Annotated in this window: 15 protein-coding genes; 10 read left to right on the top strand and 5 right to left on the bottom strand. The window is 29.6% G+C overall.

All coding sequences use genetic code 11. The annotated features are described in order from the left end of the window. Positions 1-6 precede the first annotated feature (6 nt). Both MAEO_RS07090 and cfbA read right to left on the bottom strand, forming a co-directional pair. The gene (locus MAEO_RS07090; RefSeq protein ID WP_011974090.1) at positions 7-1,011 is read right to left on the bottom strand and encodes a TIGR00341 family protein; all 1,005 of its coding nucleotides are present in this window, start codon (positions 1,009-1,011) and stop codon (positions 7-9) included. Positions 1,012-1,430: 419 nt separating this feature from the next. Next, the gene (cfbA, locus tag MAEO_RS07085; RefSeq protein ID WP_011974089.1) at positions 1,431-1,862 is read right to left on the bottom strand and encodes a sirohydrochlorin nickelochelatase; all 432 of its coding nucleotides are present in this window, start codon (positions 1,860-1,862) and stop codon (positions 1,431-1,433) included. Positions 1,863-2,575: 713 nt separating this feature from the next. On the opposite strand from cfbA, the gene MAEO_RS07080 reads away from it, so the two are divergent. From MAEO_RS07080 to MAEO_RS07070, 3 genes are all read left to right on the top strand, one after another. After that, positions 2,576-3,742: a M50 family metallopeptidase gene (locus MAEO_RS07080; RefSeq protein ID WP_011974088.1), complete on the top strand. Its 1,167-nt coding sequence runs from the start codon at positions 2,576-2,578 to the stop codon at positions 3,740-3,742. Between the two features lie 62 nt (positions 3,743-3,804). Continuing rightward, a complete protein-coding gene (gene cofF / locus MAEO_RS07075) occupies positions 3,805-4,662 on the top strand; it encodes a coenzyme gamma-F420-2:alpha-L-glutamate ligase (protein ID WP_048062404.1) in 858 nt (285 codons plus the stop codon). Between the two features lie 60 nt (positions 4,663-4,722). Continuing rightward, positions 4,723-5,451, top strand: a complete 729-nt coding sequence (locus MAEO_RS07070) for an ABC transporter permease (RefSeq protein ID WP_011974086.1) — start codon at positions 4,723-4,725, stop codon at positions 5,449-5,451. 32 nt (positions 5,452-5,483) lie between these two features. On the opposite strand, the gene pheT is transcribed toward MAEO_RS07070, so the two are convergent. After that, positions 5,484-7,148 (bottom strand): phenylalanine--tRNA ligase subunit beta, encoded by a 1,665-nt coding sequence (pheT, locus tag MAEO_RS07065; protein WP_011974085.1) that lies wholly within the window; start codon positions 7,146-7,148, stop codon positions 5,484-5,486. 237 nt (positions 7,149-7,385) lie between these two features. On the opposite strand from pheT, the gene cysS reads away from it, so the two are divergent. The 6 genes from cysS to MAEO_RS07035 all read left to right on the top strand — a co-directional run bounded on the left by cysS (position 7,386) and on the right by MAEO_RS07035 (position 13,660). Continuing rightward, complete coding sequence (cysS, locus tag MAEO_RS07060) at positions 7,386-8,825, top strand: cysteine--tRNA ligase (RefSeq protein WP_011974084.1); 1,440 nt, start codon at positions 7,386-7,388, stop codon at positions 8,823-8,825. 1 nt (position 8,826) lies between these two features. Beyond that, complete coding sequence (locus MAEO_RS07055) at positions 8,827-9,420, top strand: YigZ family protein (RefSeq protein ID WP_011974083.1); 594 nt, start codon at positions 8,827-8,829, stop codon at positions 9,418-9,420. Positions 9,421-9,535: 115 nt separating this feature from the next. Continuing rightward, a complete protein-coding gene (locus MAEO_RS07050; RefSeq protein ID WP_011974082.1) occupies positions 9,536-11,434 on the top strand; it encodes a S16 family serine protease in 1,899 nt (632 codons plus the stop codon). Between the two features lie 117 nt (positions 11,435-11,551). Then, the gene (locus MAEO_RS07045) at positions 11,552-12,328 is read left to right on the top strand and encodes a dihydroorotate dehydrogenase electron transfer subunit (RefSeq protein ID WP_011974081.1); all 777 of its coding nucleotides are present in this window, start codon (positions 11,552-11,554) and stop codon (positions 12,326-12,328) included. Between the two features lie 40 nt (positions 12,329-12,368). Further along, on the top strand, positions 12,369-12,851 hold the full coding sequence (locus MAEO_RS07040; RefSeq protein ID WP_011974080.1) for a deoxyuridine 5'-triphosphate nucleotidohydrolase: 483 nt from the start codon (positions 12,369-12,371) through the stop codon (positions 12,849-12,851). A 41-nt stretch (positions 12,852-12,892) separates the two neighbouring features. Then, complete coding sequence (locus tag MAEO_RS07035) at positions 12,893-13,660, top strand: undecaprenyl-diphosphate phosphatase (protein WP_011974079.1); 768 nt, start codon at positions 12,893-12,895, stop codon at positions 13,658-13,660. A 29-nt stretch (positions 13,661-13,689) separates the two neighbouring features. On the opposite strand, the gene gatD is transcribed toward MAEO_RS07035, so the two are convergent. Both gatD and asd read right to left on the bottom strand, forming a co-directional pair. Beyond that, positions 13,690-14,949 (bottom strand): Glu-tRNA(Gln) amidotransferase subunit GatD, encoded by a 1,260-nt coding sequence (gene gatD, locus MAEO_RS07030; protein ID WP_011974078.1) that lies wholly within the window; start codon positions 14,947-14,949, stop codon positions 13,690-13,692. Between the two features lie 132 nt (positions 14,950-15,081). Then, positions 15,082-16,131: an aspartate-semialdehyde dehydrogenase gene (gene asd, locus MAEO_RS07025; RefSeq protein ID WP_011974077.1), complete on the bottom strand. Its 1,050-nt coding sequence runs from the start codon at positions 16,129-16,131 to the stop codon at positions 15,082-15,084. A gap of 277 nt (positions 16,132-16,408) precedes the next feature. Here asd and MAEO_RS07020 point away from each other — a divergent pair, with 277 nt between their 5' ends. Continuing rightward, complete coding sequence (locus MAEO_RS07020; RefSeq protein WP_011974076.1) at positions 16,409-17,641, top strand: methanogenesis marker 16 metalloprotein; 1,233 nt, start codon at positions 16,409-16,411, stop codon at positions 17,639-17,641. The last annotated feature ends 49 nt before the right edge of the window (positions 17,642-17,690 follow it).

Below are 17,690 nucleotides of genomic sequence, written 5' to 3'. Positions count from 1 at the left end.
AAAACATTAATATTTTAAATATGATATTAGCATAACCACCAAAAATAAAAGCAAAAACCATAACATAACTGAAATAATTGTTAAATTTTTAGCTTTTTCTTTTTTCCACCATTTATATGGGGATATACCATATGCATAAAATACCAATATGGAGGACAAATTTACTCCAATTATATTTATAACAAATAATAATAATATTGGAATTGCCTCAATAGCATGTCCAGAACCTACCATTAATCCAAACGCCACCAATGGGGGCAGTAATGCCACGGCTATCATAACACCAATAGCCACAGAAGATATGCCCGAAGCCGTAGAAACAGCACCGACAACCCCCGCACACAATGCTATAACAACATCCATCAAACCTATTGATAATCGCGATGATATTTGAGGATTATCTATCGATATGGGGGCAAGAAATCCCAACAATATGGAAAATACCAATGCCAGCCCAATTCCAAAAAATAAATTATGCAATGATTTTTTTGCCAACTCCCAATCTGCAACACCGATAGAAAATGAAAGAGATATATTTGGACTTAATAGTGGTGCGATAATCATAGATGCAATTATTATGGTCACATCATTTCTCAAAAGCCCTATTGAAGCTACAATTGTAGATATAATTAACATTAAATAATATTCGTTGGGTGAATTCATAACACTAAATAATTTATCATATATTTCATGTCTCGATAATCTATGCCTTCCTTTTTTTACCTCTTCACTATCCAATATATTTTCTTCCTTTTTTTCTTCTGTTATTGTCGGAACCGTTGTAGTGGGTTCAAATACGATTATTCTAAAATTAGAACCGCCATACTCTTTGTTTAACATATCAACAATAGCTTCAGTGGCATTTAGTGTAGCCAGTATTCTTATTACCATGGAGCTCCCCAATTCCGAAACATTGTGCCAGACAATATTTTTTTTGTATTCATCAACTATGTTGTCAAGGCCTACAAAAATATGTTTTGGAATAAAACATTCTATTAATCTTAATTTCAAAATAACCGCCCCATTTTCTTAATATAGTTATTTGAGAAAAGTTTGTCCGTTAAATATTTCTATGACATTATTACAAAATGCCCATTATTAACCATACTATATTTTAAAATATTAAACAAAAAATACCAATAATATAAAATATACACTACCATATATCAATAATACCGCTAAAAAATGAAACTATTGATTATAGTATGTTCTGGAACTATTTTAATAATTAATTTCGATATACCTATCCCATGGCATGGCATCATATAATAAATTAATCTTTTACAACATTATAAACAAACTATTAAACAAGCCATAGGTTCTAAAAAAAATAATATCAAAAAAGAATATATAAATTTATCTAATATATTTTAACAGGGTTAATGAAAAACATATATGCGGTTTTTCATCTGACTTCTCGCCGACATAAGTTAATTTCCTTTTGCCCTATCTAAAACAATATCAACAACTCTATCGTCTGCACCCATTGGGTCTCTGTATATTATCTCAACGCCCTCTGGCACCTCTATTTTTTCACCATGGTGATGGTGGTGATGGTGGTGATGTCCCCCTTCCCCCTCGTGGTGATGCTCCTCACATTCGATTAATCCCAATATTTGTGGAATATCTCTTTTTGTATGGTTTCCATGTGCTAAAAATACAGGCACAATTATAATTTTTTTAGCTCCTTCTGCTATAACTTTATTAATTGTTTGAGGTATGGTTGGCTCATTGAATTCCATCATTCCAATTTCTACAATATCATAAATATTTTTTTCTTTTATCTTTTCTGCAACTTTTCCAACTATTTCTTTTGAATAAGGTAATCTACTTCCATGACCTAACAAAACTAATGCTTCCATATTATACCTCTAATTTTTTTATTATAGTTCGCTCAAACTTTTTGCATCTCCATATTTCATAATCGCAAGATTATATTTATAGTCAATCTTCGGTCTTTTTCGCTAAACCATCTCAAAATCGCAAAGCGATTTTTACGATCTCAAAACTCCGAAGGAGTTTTTACGACCCAAAATTCCGGAGGAATTTTTAAGGTCGTATAAATTTTTCAGAGAAAAATTTAGAGATGCTATTAAAAGCTAAAATCACTTACTACATTACAAATAAATGAAGAAATTTGTTTACAAAATCTTCGATTTTGTATAAAATCTCGAAGAGATTTTATTTAATAATAAGCCGGATAAGGGACAATTATTGAAGATTAACTATATATTGGGAATTATGCAGGTTGTTCGTCGATTTACTATATTTTTAATATATCTAATTTTAATATTATTTTTTACATAATTAGTATTACGATATCCAAAATAGTATTTTTTATAAAAGTATATATAGTTTTCTAATTATATTCAGAATATGTATTTCGCTCAAACTTTTGTATCAATATATTTAATATTATTATAATTTTCAAATCTTATTGATATAGGCATTTATAGAGGTAATTTAAGATATTTAGACATTTTATGGAACGGCATATTTGTAATTAGTATTTACGGAGCTCCCAATATGCTAAGCCCAAATACATTATGACATAAACATATTATCTGGTGAAATCGTGGAAATAACTTCAACAAATATATTAATGGTATTTTTAATAATTTGGTCAATAATATATATAATAAATACTAAAAAGCAGAAACTCGAAAAAAAATCAGATAATGGCGAAAATGAATACGAAACCTCACAAATGGGATTAAAAATATATTATGGATTATTTGGAATATTAAGGACCTCAGCAGGATTAAAAATAATAGATAAAGTTGGAAAATACAAATTTTGGCGAAAATTAAGCCTATGGTTAATTCCTATCTGTATGATAATATCTATATTAACGCTGTATATGTTTATAAATTCCACGATTAATTTATTTTCTGGAACAGTCTCCAAAGAGACATCTAAACCAATTATATTTTTATTTGGAAATTTAATACCATGGATTCCCGGAATTGTGGCATTAATCATAGGAATAACGCTTCACGAATTAGCACATGGTATAGTTGCTAGGGCATATAATTTAAAAATAAAAAGCACAGGTTTATTGTTGGGCTTGGGTATTCCATTGGGTGCCTTTGTAGAATTAAGCGATGAATTTAAAGATACCAATAACAAAATTAGGGGTGCAGTTGCATCAGCTGGACCAATTGCAAATGTAATAATATTTGTTATAGCAATATTTGCAATGCCTTTTGCAATGAATATGGATTCTCCGATAACCATATCAAATGTGGCAGAGGATTATCCTGCACAGGGAGTATTATTAAAGGGAGATGTAATATATTCAATTAACGACCACAAAATAAACTCTTTAACTAGTTTTCAAAATGCCGTAAAGGATATTAAACCAAATGAAAAAATTAAAATAACAATATTAAGAAATAACAAATTGATAACCATAAACTCAATTACTACCTCAACAGATGGATTAATCGGAATAAATGCCGAAGCATCAGCGGGTATATCGTTTATACTTCAAACTCTGTATTGGACTAGCATGTTAAATTTAATGCTTGGATTTTTTAATTTGCTTCCAGCACTGCCCCTTGATGGATTCCATATTTGGAACGCACTACCAGAATTGATAAGAGATTTAAGAAAGGATAATAAATTATTAAATAAGATTTCAATGATTACAGAATACTTAATAAATGAAAGAAGCTTAACCTCAATTAGTTTAATGGTTTGGGGATTAATATTTATATCAATGGCATATTCATTTATGTAATATTGATATATATTATTTTTATGTATGTTATTTTATTATTTTTCCCAAATAAAGGTGCTATTATGATTACAATAATTTGTGCAGAAGGCGGTTCCTCAATAAACAGCCTAAAAAAATCAATAGAAGAATTGGGAGAAAAATGCGAAATACTATTTTTATCAGACGATAATTTGCAGATAGACCAATCGTTTAATATAGATAGTGATATTATTCATTCCCGATGCGGTATTGGTGAATATCTTGATAAATTAACTCTTTTTTCTTGGCAGATATTGAATGTCCTTGAAGTCGAAAACCATATTTTTATTAATTCATTGAAAACGATATATAATTCAGCGGATAAATTTAAAACCATTAAATTATTATCTAAAAATAATATAGAAACTCCAAAAACGGGATTAATAAGAGATTATAACGATGCAAAATTGTTTATGTCAAAAAATAATATAAATTATCCTGTAATTATAAAAAATTGCTTTTCAAAATGTGGAAATGGAGTAAAATTAATAAAAAATGATGCCGAATTAAAAGAAGCTTCAAAAAATGCCATGTGGTATGGAACTACAATTCAAGAATATGTTGAATTTGGAAATAATGGAATATATAAAGATATTAGGATATTAGTTGTAGATGGTGAAGTTGTGGGAGGATATAGAAGAGTGAGCTCCAATTTTATAACTAATCTACATCAAGGGAATAAGGTGGAGCTCCTAAAAATAAATGATGAATTATCAGAAATAGCTCTAAAAAGTGCCGAAGCTATCGATGGGCAAATAGTTGGAGTGGACATATTGCCCTCAAAAGAGGGATATAAAGTATTAGAAACCAACACAGCACCGGGAACCAAAGGATTTAGAGAATTGGGAATTAATGTAGATAAAAAAATAGCAAAATGTTTAATTAATTATAAAAAGATATGAGTAATATACCATATAACAATATAAAAATAATAATGGAAAAATTAATAATGGGGGAGCTCCATGTTTGAAAATTTAATATATTCTTTTAGTTTTGTGCTGTTGGCATTGGCATTGGCATTTAAAGAAAAATTAGGAATAGAAAAAGAAATAGTTTATACTTCTATTTTGGCTCTTATTCAACTGTTTATATTGGGATATATATTAATAACCATATTTTCATATGGAATAGCTGTGGCTTATTTATTAATGATGATAATGATAATTGCAGCTTCGTTTATGGTTTATAAAAAAATAAAAATACCAAATAAAAAAAAGCTATTTCTCAATTTATTTATTACATTTTTGGGAACTGCAATAATTTCGTTGCTTATTCTTGTGTTTTCAAATGTTGTTCCATATGAACCGCAATATCTTATACCACTTATGGGAATGGTAATAGGAAATTCATTAAATACGGCACACTTAACATTAGACAAAATCATAGATGAGGTTAAATCCCGTAAAGATGAACTTTGGGGATATGTGGCATTAGGTGCTACGGATTTTCAGGCAACAAAACCATTTATAAAATCTGGTGTTAATTCAGCCATAATTCCGCAAATGAATAGAACAAAAACAGCAGGTATAATATTTATCCCTGGTGCTATGACTGGTATGATAATAGGAGGAGCTGACCCAATTTATGCCGCAACTATCCAAATTGTTATAATGTGGATGATATTAAGCGGAGCTGTTGTATCTGGTCTGTTAATTTGTTATTTGTCGTATAAGGATTTTGTTAAATTATAAAATGAATAAAATAATAAATATTAAAAATTTATTTATTTTATTTCCATTTCAAACCCAACAACAGGATAGCCCAATTCAAAGTTTAATATAACTTCGGGATGGAGCTCCCCAAAATACCCAACTATTTCATCATCTACAATTATTTTTGCACATCTTCCTTCTATAAATGATGGATGTTTATAATTATCTATTGAATATTCTATGTTCATTTCTCTTATCAATCCCTCTACAAGTCCTTTTATTTCGTTAAAGTTTGCATTGTGGTGAGTAATTACGGCGGAAACTTTTGGAACATTTTTACAGTGTGTATATAGTGTCTCGTCTTTCTCATCAATTACAACACAATCTCCAACTTCAAATATTTTTTGTGGTAATTCATTGTGTTTGTTGTTGGCCAAAGTTTCAAGCAATAAAGGCAATATTGTAGGTCTAACTACCCTATGCTCTATTGAAGCAGGTTTTAATACCTCCACATATTCATTATCTTCAATATTTTCGTTCATTTTATTAAATAAAACATCTTGGTTAGATAATGTTAAATTCATAACTTCAAATAATCCATACCCAATCATTGTATTTCTTATAAACTCAAATTTCTTTTCGATATCATGTTTTTCCCCAATAGTCGCAACGACTGGAAGATTTCCGTTAAAGTTTTCATAACCATAATTAATAGCAACATCTTTAATAATATCCATATTATTTAATATATCCGTCCTATATGCCGGAATTGTTATTTTTATATTTTCGTCCTCATAACTGTATTGAGCATCATATCTTGCTTTTTTAAGACAGGCTATAATTTCCCCAGCATTGAGATTTAGCCCCAATCTTGTATTTATTTCATCTATCGTTATTTCGGCACTATCTGGGGTTAAATCTGGCGATATTGTTTCGTTCCCATTATTTATTAATTTTAAAGAAAATATTGTTCCTCTTCTATCTGCCAAAGCACAAACTATTATATTTAAAGTGTTTTCTACTGCATTTTTGTCCGTTCCAGTGATTTCTACCAATAAATTTCGTGTTTCTGTCCCTACCTTTGTTAAATTTCCGTTTATTATTGGTGGCATAGATATTACAGCATTATTTTTATCAACAATTATTGGAAATTTATCTCCCCGTAATAAATGGGCATATTTTACTCCTTTTTCGTGTTTTTCAAGCACTTCTTTTGGTGTCATTAATTCATTATGTCCCAATGGTTCAAACTCAATTTCATCGCCATTTATTTCTTTATAATAAAATGGTGCTTCAATTTTATCCAAATCGTGAATTCCAATTGCCATTTTTTTTCTATCTCTTCCTATACTCCAATGCAATTTTTCTTGGAGATTTATAATACTTTCAAGCACTAAATCGTCTATAATTATATTTTTTATTATGGCAAATCCGCAGTATGGGCGAGATTTAACATTTTCAACATAAACTTCTAAATCAGAGGCATAGATATCATATTTTGGTAATCCTGCATCTATTCCGATAAATCCCCTGAATCCTCGTGCCAACCCTTCCACACTTAAATAATCTGGCCTATCTGGATTTATTGAAAATTGAACAATTTTTTGATTATTTTCTTCAAATATTTCCTCAACTTCCACCCCCATCATTGGAAATTTATGGTCTATGGTTTTGTCCGATAACGACATGTTTATAAGTTTTTCAAGGTCTATTTTATTAACATTTATTGTAGGCACTATATCACCATATATAATAATTTAATAATTTAATAGTTATAAATATTTAATAATTCTAATCAACTTAATAATTTTTAATAATATTGATAATTAATATTATAATAATAAGTTTATAATATAGTAATATCAATATCACAATTATAATTTATATATATGTATTTTATGTTATCTATATTATATATTATCCATACTATTATATATTATCATATATCATTTTATAATATTATCGGGGAAATTATGAAAATTTACAACACTGCATCAAAAAATAAGGAAACATTTAAAACTATCAATAATAAAAAACTAATAAAAATGTATGTTTGCGGACCTACTGTATATGACCATGCCCATTTAGGACATGGGCGAACTTATGTAGCTTTTGACATAATTAGAAGATATTTAGAACATAAAAATTATATTGTTCAATTAATTATAAATTTTACAGATATTGATGATAAAATTATAAATCGTGCAAATGAACAGGGAACAACCATTAAAGAATTATCGGATAAATTTATAAACTCCTTTTTAGAGGATATGGAAAAATTGAATGTTAAACCTGCCTTAATATACCCAAGAGTTTCAGAACATATAAATGAGATAATTGAATTTATAAAAGTTCTTGAAAAAAAAGGATATGCCTACGCCACAGCCGATGGAGTTTATTTTGATACCTCAAAATATGAAAAATATGGGGAGCTCCGAAAAATAAACATCAAAGAAGAGACTTCCGAACAAAAAAATATAAATATAAATAAAAAAAATCAACGAGATTTTGCCCTTTGGAAATTTGCCAAACCAGATGAGCCAAAATGGGATAGCCCATGGGGAGAAGGAAGACCTGCGTGGCATATTGAATGCTCTGCTATGAGTTTAAAGTATTTGGGGGATAATTTTGACATTCACGGCGGAGGATGTGATTTAATATTCCCCCACCACGAAAACGAAAAGGCACAAAGTGAATGTTATACTGATAAAAAATGGGTAAATTATTGGATCCATACGGGATTTGTGATGGTAAATAATGAAAAAATGAGCAAAAGTTTGGGGAATTTCTCTACTCTTAAAGATTTATTTGAAAAATATTCTGCTGAATTAATTAGATTTTTCCTATTAGAACGGCATTACAGCTCCCCACTGGATTATACAGAGGACGCCATAAATCACTCCAAAAATAATTTGGACAAATTATATAATACCATACAAAATATAACCGTAGCATTTAGAAATTCAGAAATAAAATATAAATTAAATGAAATAGATAAAAATACAATTGAAACAATACATAATTGCACAGAAAAATTTTATACTGCCATGGACGATAATTTTAACACCGCTCAGGCTCTTAAATATGTTTTTGAAGTATCTACTGCCATAAATAAATATATAAATAATTATGCTAATTCCGATGAATTGCCAAATTACAGCATAATATTAAAATCCTATGAATTTTTTAAAATGGTTGGGGAAATATTTGGCATATTTGGGAGCTCCACCATAAACACTGCAACAAATACAAATATCGCAGAGGAAAATTTAATAAATATTTTGATGGAGCTCCGTGCAGATTTAAAAAAAGAAAAAAATTATAATTTATCCGACAAAATAAGGGATAAATTAAAAGAAATGGATATTATTTTAGAGGATAGTCCAAAGGGAACAATTTGGAAAAAGGCATAAAATGAAATATAAAACAATTAAAAAATTGGGAAACTCAGAAAAAATATTTAAAAATTCAATATTTTTGGGATATGCTTCACCAATAAATAGTGAAGAAGAAGCAAAAACGGTTATAAATTCCATAAAATCCAACTATAACGATGCCACACATGTAGTTTATGCCTACCTAATCAAATCCAATTTTGCCATGAAATATTGTGATGATGGAGAACCAGCAGGGAGCTCAGGGAAACCCATAATAAATATAATAGAACGAAAAAATCTAAAAGATATTGTTGTGGTTGTAGTTCGTTATTATGGCGGAACTAAATTAGGTTATGGGGGATTGGTAAAAGCCTATGGGGATACGGCTAAGGAGGCTATTGACAACGGCGAAATAATCGAAATATTTGAAAAGGAATATTTTGAAATTATAATCTCCTACAATTTGTTAAATACTGTAAAGAAGATATTGCAAAACGAAACTATATTAAATGAAGAATATTCAGAAACCGTAAAATTAACAGTTGGAATTAAAACAGAAGCCGTTGAAGAAATTAAAAACAAATTAATTAACAATACAAAAGGAAATATTAAAATAGCAGTTAAAAAATAAATAATGATGATAAATAAGCATTATAAAAATAAAACCAGCACAATATAATAATAAAACATTCTTTATTTTTATTTTAATTATTTTTTATCTACCACTAAAACTAAAATGGTGTATTATGAAAAATCGTTTATTAATTCTGTTTTTAGCATTATTTTTAACAATTCCAATGAATATTGCAGATACTTCAATAATAGCCCCAGCTGTTGCCTCATCCGAAAATGGTTTTGTCGGAACTACTGTGGATATAACAATTAAAGCTTCGAATGGTGAAGGGCATGTATTTATGGACACCAACCCATTAACCGAAATGGATATACAAAGCTCAGCACAAATTGCATCAAAAAAGGCTTTCGAGATAACTGAAAAAAACCAAAATAATTATAATATATATTATATCGTGCATTCTGATGCCCCAATAATAGGCGGACCTTCCGCAGGAGCTTCTTTATGTGTTGCCACAATTGCAGAATTAAATGGTTGGAAATTAAACCGCAGTGTTATGATGACCGGTAGTATAAATCCAGATGGTAGTATAGGCAAAGTGGGAGGGATTTTGGAAAAAATAAATGCATCTCATTCAAAAAACATATCCTGTTTTTTAATTCCTTCGGGAGAACGATTCGTGGAGCTCCCATATAACAACAACACCAATGATACCAATGATACTGTTGATGTCATAGAATATGGAAAAAAATTAGGAATAACAGTAATAGAAGTAAAAAGCATTGACGAGGCATTATATCATTTCACAAACTATAAAATAAATAAAACAGTATATAAAGAAAATCCATTAATTAAAATAAAATACAACAATATAATGAAAAAATTGTCTGACAATGCCTTAAATTTATCCGAAAATAAATACAAAGAATTAGAATATAAATTATATCTACAAAATAATAATTTAAATAACTCGGAGCTCCAAGATTTAAAAAATAAATTGAATTCTTCAAAAATAAATATTGATAAATCAAAAGACCTTTATTTAAATAAAAGTTATTATTCTGCCACTTCAAAAGCATTTGGTGCTTTAATAATTCTTGAAAATATTGAAACTATATTAACCTACCATAACAGCCCAAATAAAACAAAAAAAGAAGAATATACTAAAAATTATCTTTCAGAAGTTCAAAATAATATTGATTATGATATAAAATTGGTAAATAACAAGGCAATAACCAAAAATAACATTGAAATAATTATTGCTTCAAAAAGTAGGCTCTACGAATCAAATAAAACCATGGAAAAGGCATGGATTGAATACAATAAAGGAAATTTATTAAAATCATTAAATTATGCATCTTATGCAAAATTAAGAGCCAATAGTGGCATGTGGTGGCTATCGCTGGAAAAAGATATTACTACGGGCGAAACTATATATAATACTCCAACCAATAATATTTTAAATCAAAATAAGGTATTAAATGAAAATGATTTTAAGGGTCTTGCTATTAGATATATGGGGGATTCAAATAATCTTGTAGTTCATGCATCTACGGAGCTCCCGCCAGAAATGCTAATTGATGCCCAATCCAACTTAATTGAAGCTAAAAACTATTATGATAAAGGCGAATATTTATTGTCCATCTCAAAAAGTATTGTCGCTATGGTTTCTTCTACTACTTATTTCAATTATATGGGTGATGTTGATTATTTAAGAAACATATCATACAATAAAATAAATCAAGTTGGAGCTCGCGGGGTTATTCCAATATCTGCATTAAGTTATTATGAATATTCTTCCTCAATGGACGATAAAATGTCGGAAGTATATTATTTAAAATATTCTATATATTATGCCCAATTAACTAATGATATAATTAATACAGTTGACAACAACCAAATTTTAATTAACCATAATTCTAAACAAAATAATGGTAATAATAATAGTAATAATAATACAATTATAACCATAATATCAAACAGTAAATTCAAAAACCCAATAATATTTATGGTTGCATTGATTATGGGATTAATTTGCGGTATATTTATAGGCTATTATGCGAATAAATAGAAAAAAAGATAATAAAAAAAGGTTAAGCTAATCAGAGATTAGCTAAACCACAGAAATAAAAAAAGGTTAAGCTAATCAGAGATTAGCTAAACCACAGAAATAAAAAAAGGTGGCATTATGGAAAAACCTACCATTTGTAAAATAAAAAAAATAGTAGAAGAAAGTCCAACAGTAAAAACATTCATATTAAATAAAGAGTTTGATTTTAAGCCTGGGCAATTTGCTATGATATGGATTCCTGAAATAGATGAAAAACCTTTTGGATTTGTCTCAAAAAATTCTTTTAGTGTGGCAAAAGTTGGAAGATTCACAGAAGCACTACATAATTTAAAAGAAGGAGATTTAATTGGAGTTAGAGGACCTTATGGAACTTCATTTAAACCAATGGGCTATAAAATACTTGCCGTGGCTGGTGGAATTGGCTCTGCACCAATAATTAGTGCTGTGGAAAATTTCTCAGAAAATATTGAAATTACTACAATATTGGGAGGAAGAACAAAAGAAGAATTATTATTTAAGGATAGATTTGAAAAATGCGGAAAATTATACTCTTGCACAGATGACGGAAGTTATGGATATAATGGTTTTACAACAACAAAAATGGAAGAGATATTGAAAACCGAAAATAAAAAATTTGATTTAATAATTACCTGCGGACCTGAAATAATGATGAAAAAGGTTGTAGAAATTGCAAATAAATATAATATACCTGTTCAAGTTTCATTAGAAAGATTTATGAAATGCGGTATTGGAATATGCGGGCAATGTGCCGTTGATGGTGAAGGTCTTTGTGTATGTAAAGATGGTCCAGTATTTTTTGGAGATGAATTAAAATATATTAAAGAAGAATTTGGAAATTACAGAAGAGATGGAAGCGGTGCCATTGTTAAATAAAAAAATAATGATAAAAAAACAATAATAAATATGGGAAAATATGATAATAGGGGCAAATATTTCAAAAAACTTCGTAAATATAAAAGATGATGCACAAATCCAGCAATGCGGAATTGATTTAAGAGTTGGAAAAATATTTAAATTAAATGGTGATGGAGCTCTGGACTATACCAATGAAAAAAGGGAGCTCCCCGACCAAATAGAAATATTTAATTCAGACAAAGACAACAAAATAATATTAAAAGAAGGAATATACACTGTTCAAATAGCAGACAAAGTAAAAATACCAAATAATATGGCAGGTTTTGCATACCCGAGAAGCTCCCTGTTAAGAATGGGAGCTACAATTTATACAGCAGTTCATGACCCCGGATATGAGGGAGCTCCCACTTATTTATTACAAGTTTTCAATCCCATTACAATATATAATGATGCAAGAATTGCCCAAATAGTTTATATTGAATGCAGTAGCGTAAATGGAGAATATGAAGGAATATATAATGAAAAAAATAAAACGGAATAAAATTTTATTCGTCATATAACAATAGATAAAAAGGGTATAATATGGACATAATTCAAGTAATTGTATTAAGCATAATAGAAGGAATTACGGAGTTTTTACCAATTTCTTCAACTGGTCATTTAATTATAGTATCTAACTTAATGAATTTAGCTCAAAATGCAGTTCAAACTAATTTTGAAATAACCATACAATTAGCTTCAATATTTGCGGTATGTTATGAATATAGGGAAAAATTTTATAATAATTTGGAGCTCTGGAAAAAAATAATAATATCATTTATACCTGTTGGTATAATGGGATTACTTTTCCATAAAATAGTATATCAATTATTTACAGTTCAAATCGTGGCTACTGCATTTATAGTCGGAGGAATTATATTTTTAATAGTTGAAAAATATTATAAAGAAAAAGAGCACAATATAAAAGATTTAAAAGATATATCGTATAAACAATCCCTTTTAATAGGTATTGCCCAAGCATTCTCGTTAATTCCCGGAACTTCCCGTTCTGGTGCTACAATTGTTGGGGGCATGTTATGTAATTTAAATAGAAAAACCGCAACAGAATTTTCATTTTTAGGAGCTCTCCCTGTTATGTTAGCGGCATCGTTGTTTGATATAGTTAAACACCACAGTGAGCTTGGAAGTGGAGATATATCCAATTTAGTTGTTGGGTTTATTGTATCTTTCTTCATGGCGTTGATAACAATTAGATTGTTTTTAAAATATATTGAAAAATATAATTTTGTGCCATTTGGAATATATAGAATATTATTTGGAGTTATTTTATTGATGTTTTTTGTTAGATAACGGAAAAAATAAAAATAAAAATAAAAATCTTAATAACTGTCAAATCTGCTAATTTCTGTTATTTCCCCTACTAAATTTTTATTCATCAACTCTTTTGCCTTTTCTGTGTCGTAGTTGCCCAGTAAATGCATCATTTTAACTAATGCCACTTCTGGAAGCATATCTTCACAGCTAATTACCCCTAATTTTTGGAGCTCCCTGCCGTTTGAATAAACATTCATATTTACTCTTCCATTTATTGTCTGGGTAGTCATTGCCACTAAAACTCCTTTATCTGTTGCATATTTTATATTTTCAAATATTGTTTCTGGTGTGTGTCCCAATCCTGTCCCTTCAATTATTATTCCTTTGTATCCATTATCTACATAATAATTTATGACATTTCCATCTATTCCTGGATATATCTTTATTAAAGCTACTTTTTCCTCCAAATTTGTGTTTATTTTAATATTATTTTTATTTGTTTTTTCCAATTCTGTCAAATATTTTATTTGTTTTTTAAATGGGTTTATTTCTGCCACCGGAATAGAGTTTATGGATTTAAAGGCATCTCTCCTAGTTGAATGGGATTTCCTAACTTTTACGCCCCTATGGAGATGGCAAACTGTATCCCCGCTTTCACCGTGCATAACTACGAAAACTCCTTTTATTTGCTCTGTTGCGCACATTGTAGCACTTATTAAATTTAGTGCCGCGTCTGAAGAAGGTCTATCACTACTTCGCTGAGCCCCAACAAGAACTATTGGAATATCAGCATCAACCATGAATGATAAGGCACATGCCGTATAGTGCATAGTATCAGTTCCATGAGCTATTACAATACCATCTGCGCCGTTTTTTACTTCTTTTTCTATTTCTTCAGCTATCATTTTCCAATAGGTTGGTGTCATATTTTCGCTTAATATGTTTAAAACCACCTTACCATTTATATTTGCAATATCCAATAATTCAGGCACTGCCCTTATTAAATCATCTGCTGTGAAAGCCGGATGAACTGCACCAGTGTTATAATCCACTCTTGAAGCTACTGTCCCCCCCGTTGATAGAATAGATATATTTTTTAAATTATTATTTTCTGATATTTTTAACGGCGGAATTTTATAATTTGGTTTTTCTCCTTTATTTATTAATTTTATTAATTTTATTTTATTTTTATCTATTCCTGCATTATATCCACTTTTCATTTTAATAACTATTATGTTATCATTTAATGACGGCATAATAGTGCCTGTATATGTAGTATTTTCTGTTTCTATTGTAATTAAATCTCCAATATCATAATTATCCATTATTTCACCAATAAAATTGAAATTAAAAAATATAAAAAATAGATATGAAAAAATAAATTATTTGGTTTTTTAATATTATTTAATTATTGTATAATATTTTAATTATGCTTTAATTATGCTTTAAATATAATTTTAAAGATATTTTTTAACATACAACTCAGCATTTAAAACACTTGCACCAGCAGCCCCCCTTATGGTGTTGTGTTCCAATGCCGTATATTTTATGCCAAATACTGGATCTTCCCTAATTCTCCCTACACTTATACTCATACCATTTCCTGCATCCCTATCCAATCTTGGCTGTGGTCTGTCCATCTCTTCCCTAATAACAATAGGTTTTGCATAGGTTGGAAGGTTGTATTCTTTTAATGGGTCGAATTTGTCCATAACTTTTTTAATTTCTTCTGGCGTAGCTTCTTCTGTTGTTTTTACGAATATACTTTCCGTATGCCCATCAATTACTGAAACCCTATTACAGGATACTCCAATTTTAAAGTTTGCGTCTGTAAATTTATTATTTTCTTTATCTATTGCCCCTAATAGTTTTAAACTTTCAGTTTGCATCTTTTCCTCTTCACTACCGATGTAAGGCACAAGATTATCAATTATTGCCATAGATGGAACTCCATTATACCCTGCCCCACTTATTGCCTGCATTGTGGTAATATTAACCAAATCAATACCAAATTTATCCATAATTGGTTTTAGCGTAATTACGGCACATATTGTCGAACAATTTGGATTTGTAATTATTGCACCATCATAATTTCTATTTTCTCTTTGTATGTCCAGCATCTCGAAATGGTCATAGTTTACTTCTGGAATCATTAACGGAACATCATTTTCCATTCTCATAGCTGATGCGTTTGAGAAAACTAATTTTCCCTCTTTTGCGAATTCTGGTTCTAATTTTTTTGCTAAATCGGAAGGTAATGCTGAAAATACTATATCTACATCCTCATAAGCTTTGTCTGTTGGGTCGGTTGTTTGCACCATTTTATTTGCATATTCTTCAGGAATTGGCTCTGTTTGATACCAATAACAAGCGTCAGCATATTTTTTACCTGCACTCCTTGATGATGCTCCCAATACTTCTAATTCAAATATGGGGTGGTTTTCAAGCATTTGCATAAATCTTTGTCCCACATTTCCAGTAGCTCCTAAAACTCCTACTTTTATCATTTTATCACCGGGTATATTATATATATTATAATTTTATTATATTATATATTATAATTTTATTAATTCTATTATGTTATTTATACTATTATTTATAATAATCTTTATTATAGTTAATCTTCAATAAATGTTCCTTATCTGTTCCATATTATTAAAATCTCTTTATTATTTAATATAATATAGATTAGCTTTTTATAGTATAATTTAGTGAAAATGTCCGAAGATTAACTATATTTTTTTATTTATAGTAATCTTTATTATTTATATTATGGTGATAATTTTGGGGAGCTCCGACAAACCAACTAAATCCAATAGTGAGAAAGTAGTAATCACAGTTGATAAATTAAAACAAATGATTAGAAATAACGAAGAAGATAAGATTGATGAAATAGACATAATTACTACGGCAACTTGTGGTATTATGTCTGGGACTATGGGTATTTTCCATATCCCTGTTGCAGAGCCTAAATCATTTAGAAAAGCCGAAAAGGTTTATTTAAATGGGGTAGAAGGATATGTAGGGCCTTGCCCCAATGAATTTTTAGGAACTGTTGATATTACTGTATATGGAACCAACTATACTGGCAATTATGGAGGAGGCTTTTTATTTAAAGACCTCATCTCCAAAAAAGAAGTAGCCGTAGAGGCTATTAGCAACGGCAAAACCTACAATAAAACCATAACAATTGATGACATTCCCACGGCAAAAATGATTGGAACTAGAACGGCCTTTAAAAATTATGTTGCCCTCACAAACACAGGGGAAAAGGAAGAGTCCATAAAAACTATATTCCACAGAAGAAGATTAAAAAAAGGAGAGGCATCTTTTTCAGGTTGTGGGGAAATAAATCCACTTCAAAATATGAAATTAAGTAGTAATATAAAGGAGGCTGAAAAGGAGCTCCTTGGAAAAAAAATTTTATACAATGGTGCAGAAGGTATTATATTAGGATACGGCACAAGGCACTCAGCAGAAAGACCCAATATTATGATTTCGGCCGACATTAAAGAAATGGATGCCCATTTCGTAGGGGGATTTGTAACTTCAGGAGGAGTTGAGATTTATACTACAATAGCCATTCCAATAGAAGTAAATAAAGAAAATAAAGAATATTTAAAAACCCTTGATGATGACATACCATTAACTCTCACAGATGTACTGGGAAGAATTCCTGTTGGAATGGGAACCTATTCCGAAGTATGGAAAGATTGCGAATTAAGACCCAAAGTAAATGTTGAAAGATGTAGAATGTGCGATGTTTGTATAGCTCAAAGGTTATGCCCCACAAATGCAATTAAGCCAATAAAACATTTAGGAAATAGGAGATTACCAAATGAAGATTGTTTTGGTTGTGGCGTTTGTGTCGAAGGTTGTCCATATGGCATATTCTCAATGAAAAGAAATAGCATCTGTGGAACCCCGATAACTTGCAGACAGTCAGACAGAGACAGAGCTTTAAAACTTGCCCGAGATTTAAAAAGAAGAATTGAAAAAGGGGAATTTGAATTATAGTGATTAAGAGAAATATTTAACTCCCAATATCTATAATATTATCCATTTG

It is taken from the genome of Methanococcus aeolicus Nankai-3 (assembly GCF_000017185.1).
GTDB classification, from domain to species: Archaea; AGJL01; Methanococci; order Methanococcales; family Methanococcaceae; genus Methanofervidicoccus; species Methanofervidicoccus aeolicus.
Note: the sequence above shows the minus strand (reverse complement) of the source record. Positions and strands in the feature narration are given on the sequence as shown.

Bases quoted from the DNA above. Each gene is read 5' to 3' on its own strand.
- cfbA (WP_011974089.1), bottom strand. From the start codon at position 1,862: ATGGAAGCATTAGTTTTGTTAGGTCATGGAAGTAGATTACCTTATTCA.
- cofF (WP_048062404.1), top strand. From the start codon at position 3,805: ATGATTACAATAATTTGTGCAGAAGGCGGTTCCTCAATAAACAGCCTA.
- MAEO_RS07070 (WP_011974086.1), top strand. From the start codon at position 4,723: ATGTTTGAAAATTTAATATATTCTTTTAGTTTTGTGCTGTTGGCATTG.
- cysS (WP_011974084.1), top strand. From the start codon at position 7,386: ATGAAAATTTACAACACTGCATCAAAAAATAAGGAAACATTTAAAACT.
- MAEO_RS07055 (WP_011974083.1), top strand. From the start codon at position 8,827: ATGAAATATAAAACAATTAAAAAATTGGGAAACTCAGAAAAAATATTT.
- MAEO_RS07050 (WP_011974082.1), top strand. From the start codon at position 9,536: ATGAAAAATCGTTTATTAATTCTGTTTTTAGCATTATTTTTAACAATT.
- MAEO_RS07045 (WP_011974081.1), top strand. From the start codon at position 11,552: ATGGAAAAACCTACCATTTGTAAAATAAAAAAAATAGTAGAAGAAAGT.
- MAEO_RS07040 (WP_011974080.1), top strand. From the start codon at position 12,369: ATGATAATAGGGGCAAATATTTCAAAAAACTTCGTAAATATAAAAGAT.
- MAEO_RS07035 (WP_011974079.1), top strand. From the start codon at position 12,893: ATGGACATAATTCAAGTAATTGTATTAAGCATAATAGAAGGAATTACG.
- gatD (WP_011974078.1), bottom strand. From the start codon at position 14,949: ATGGATAATTATGATATTGGAGATTTAATTACAATAGAAACAGAAAAT.
- asd (WP_011974077.1), bottom strand. From the start codon at position 16,131: ATGATAAAAGTAGGAGTTTTAGGAGCTACTGGAAATGTGGGACAAAGA.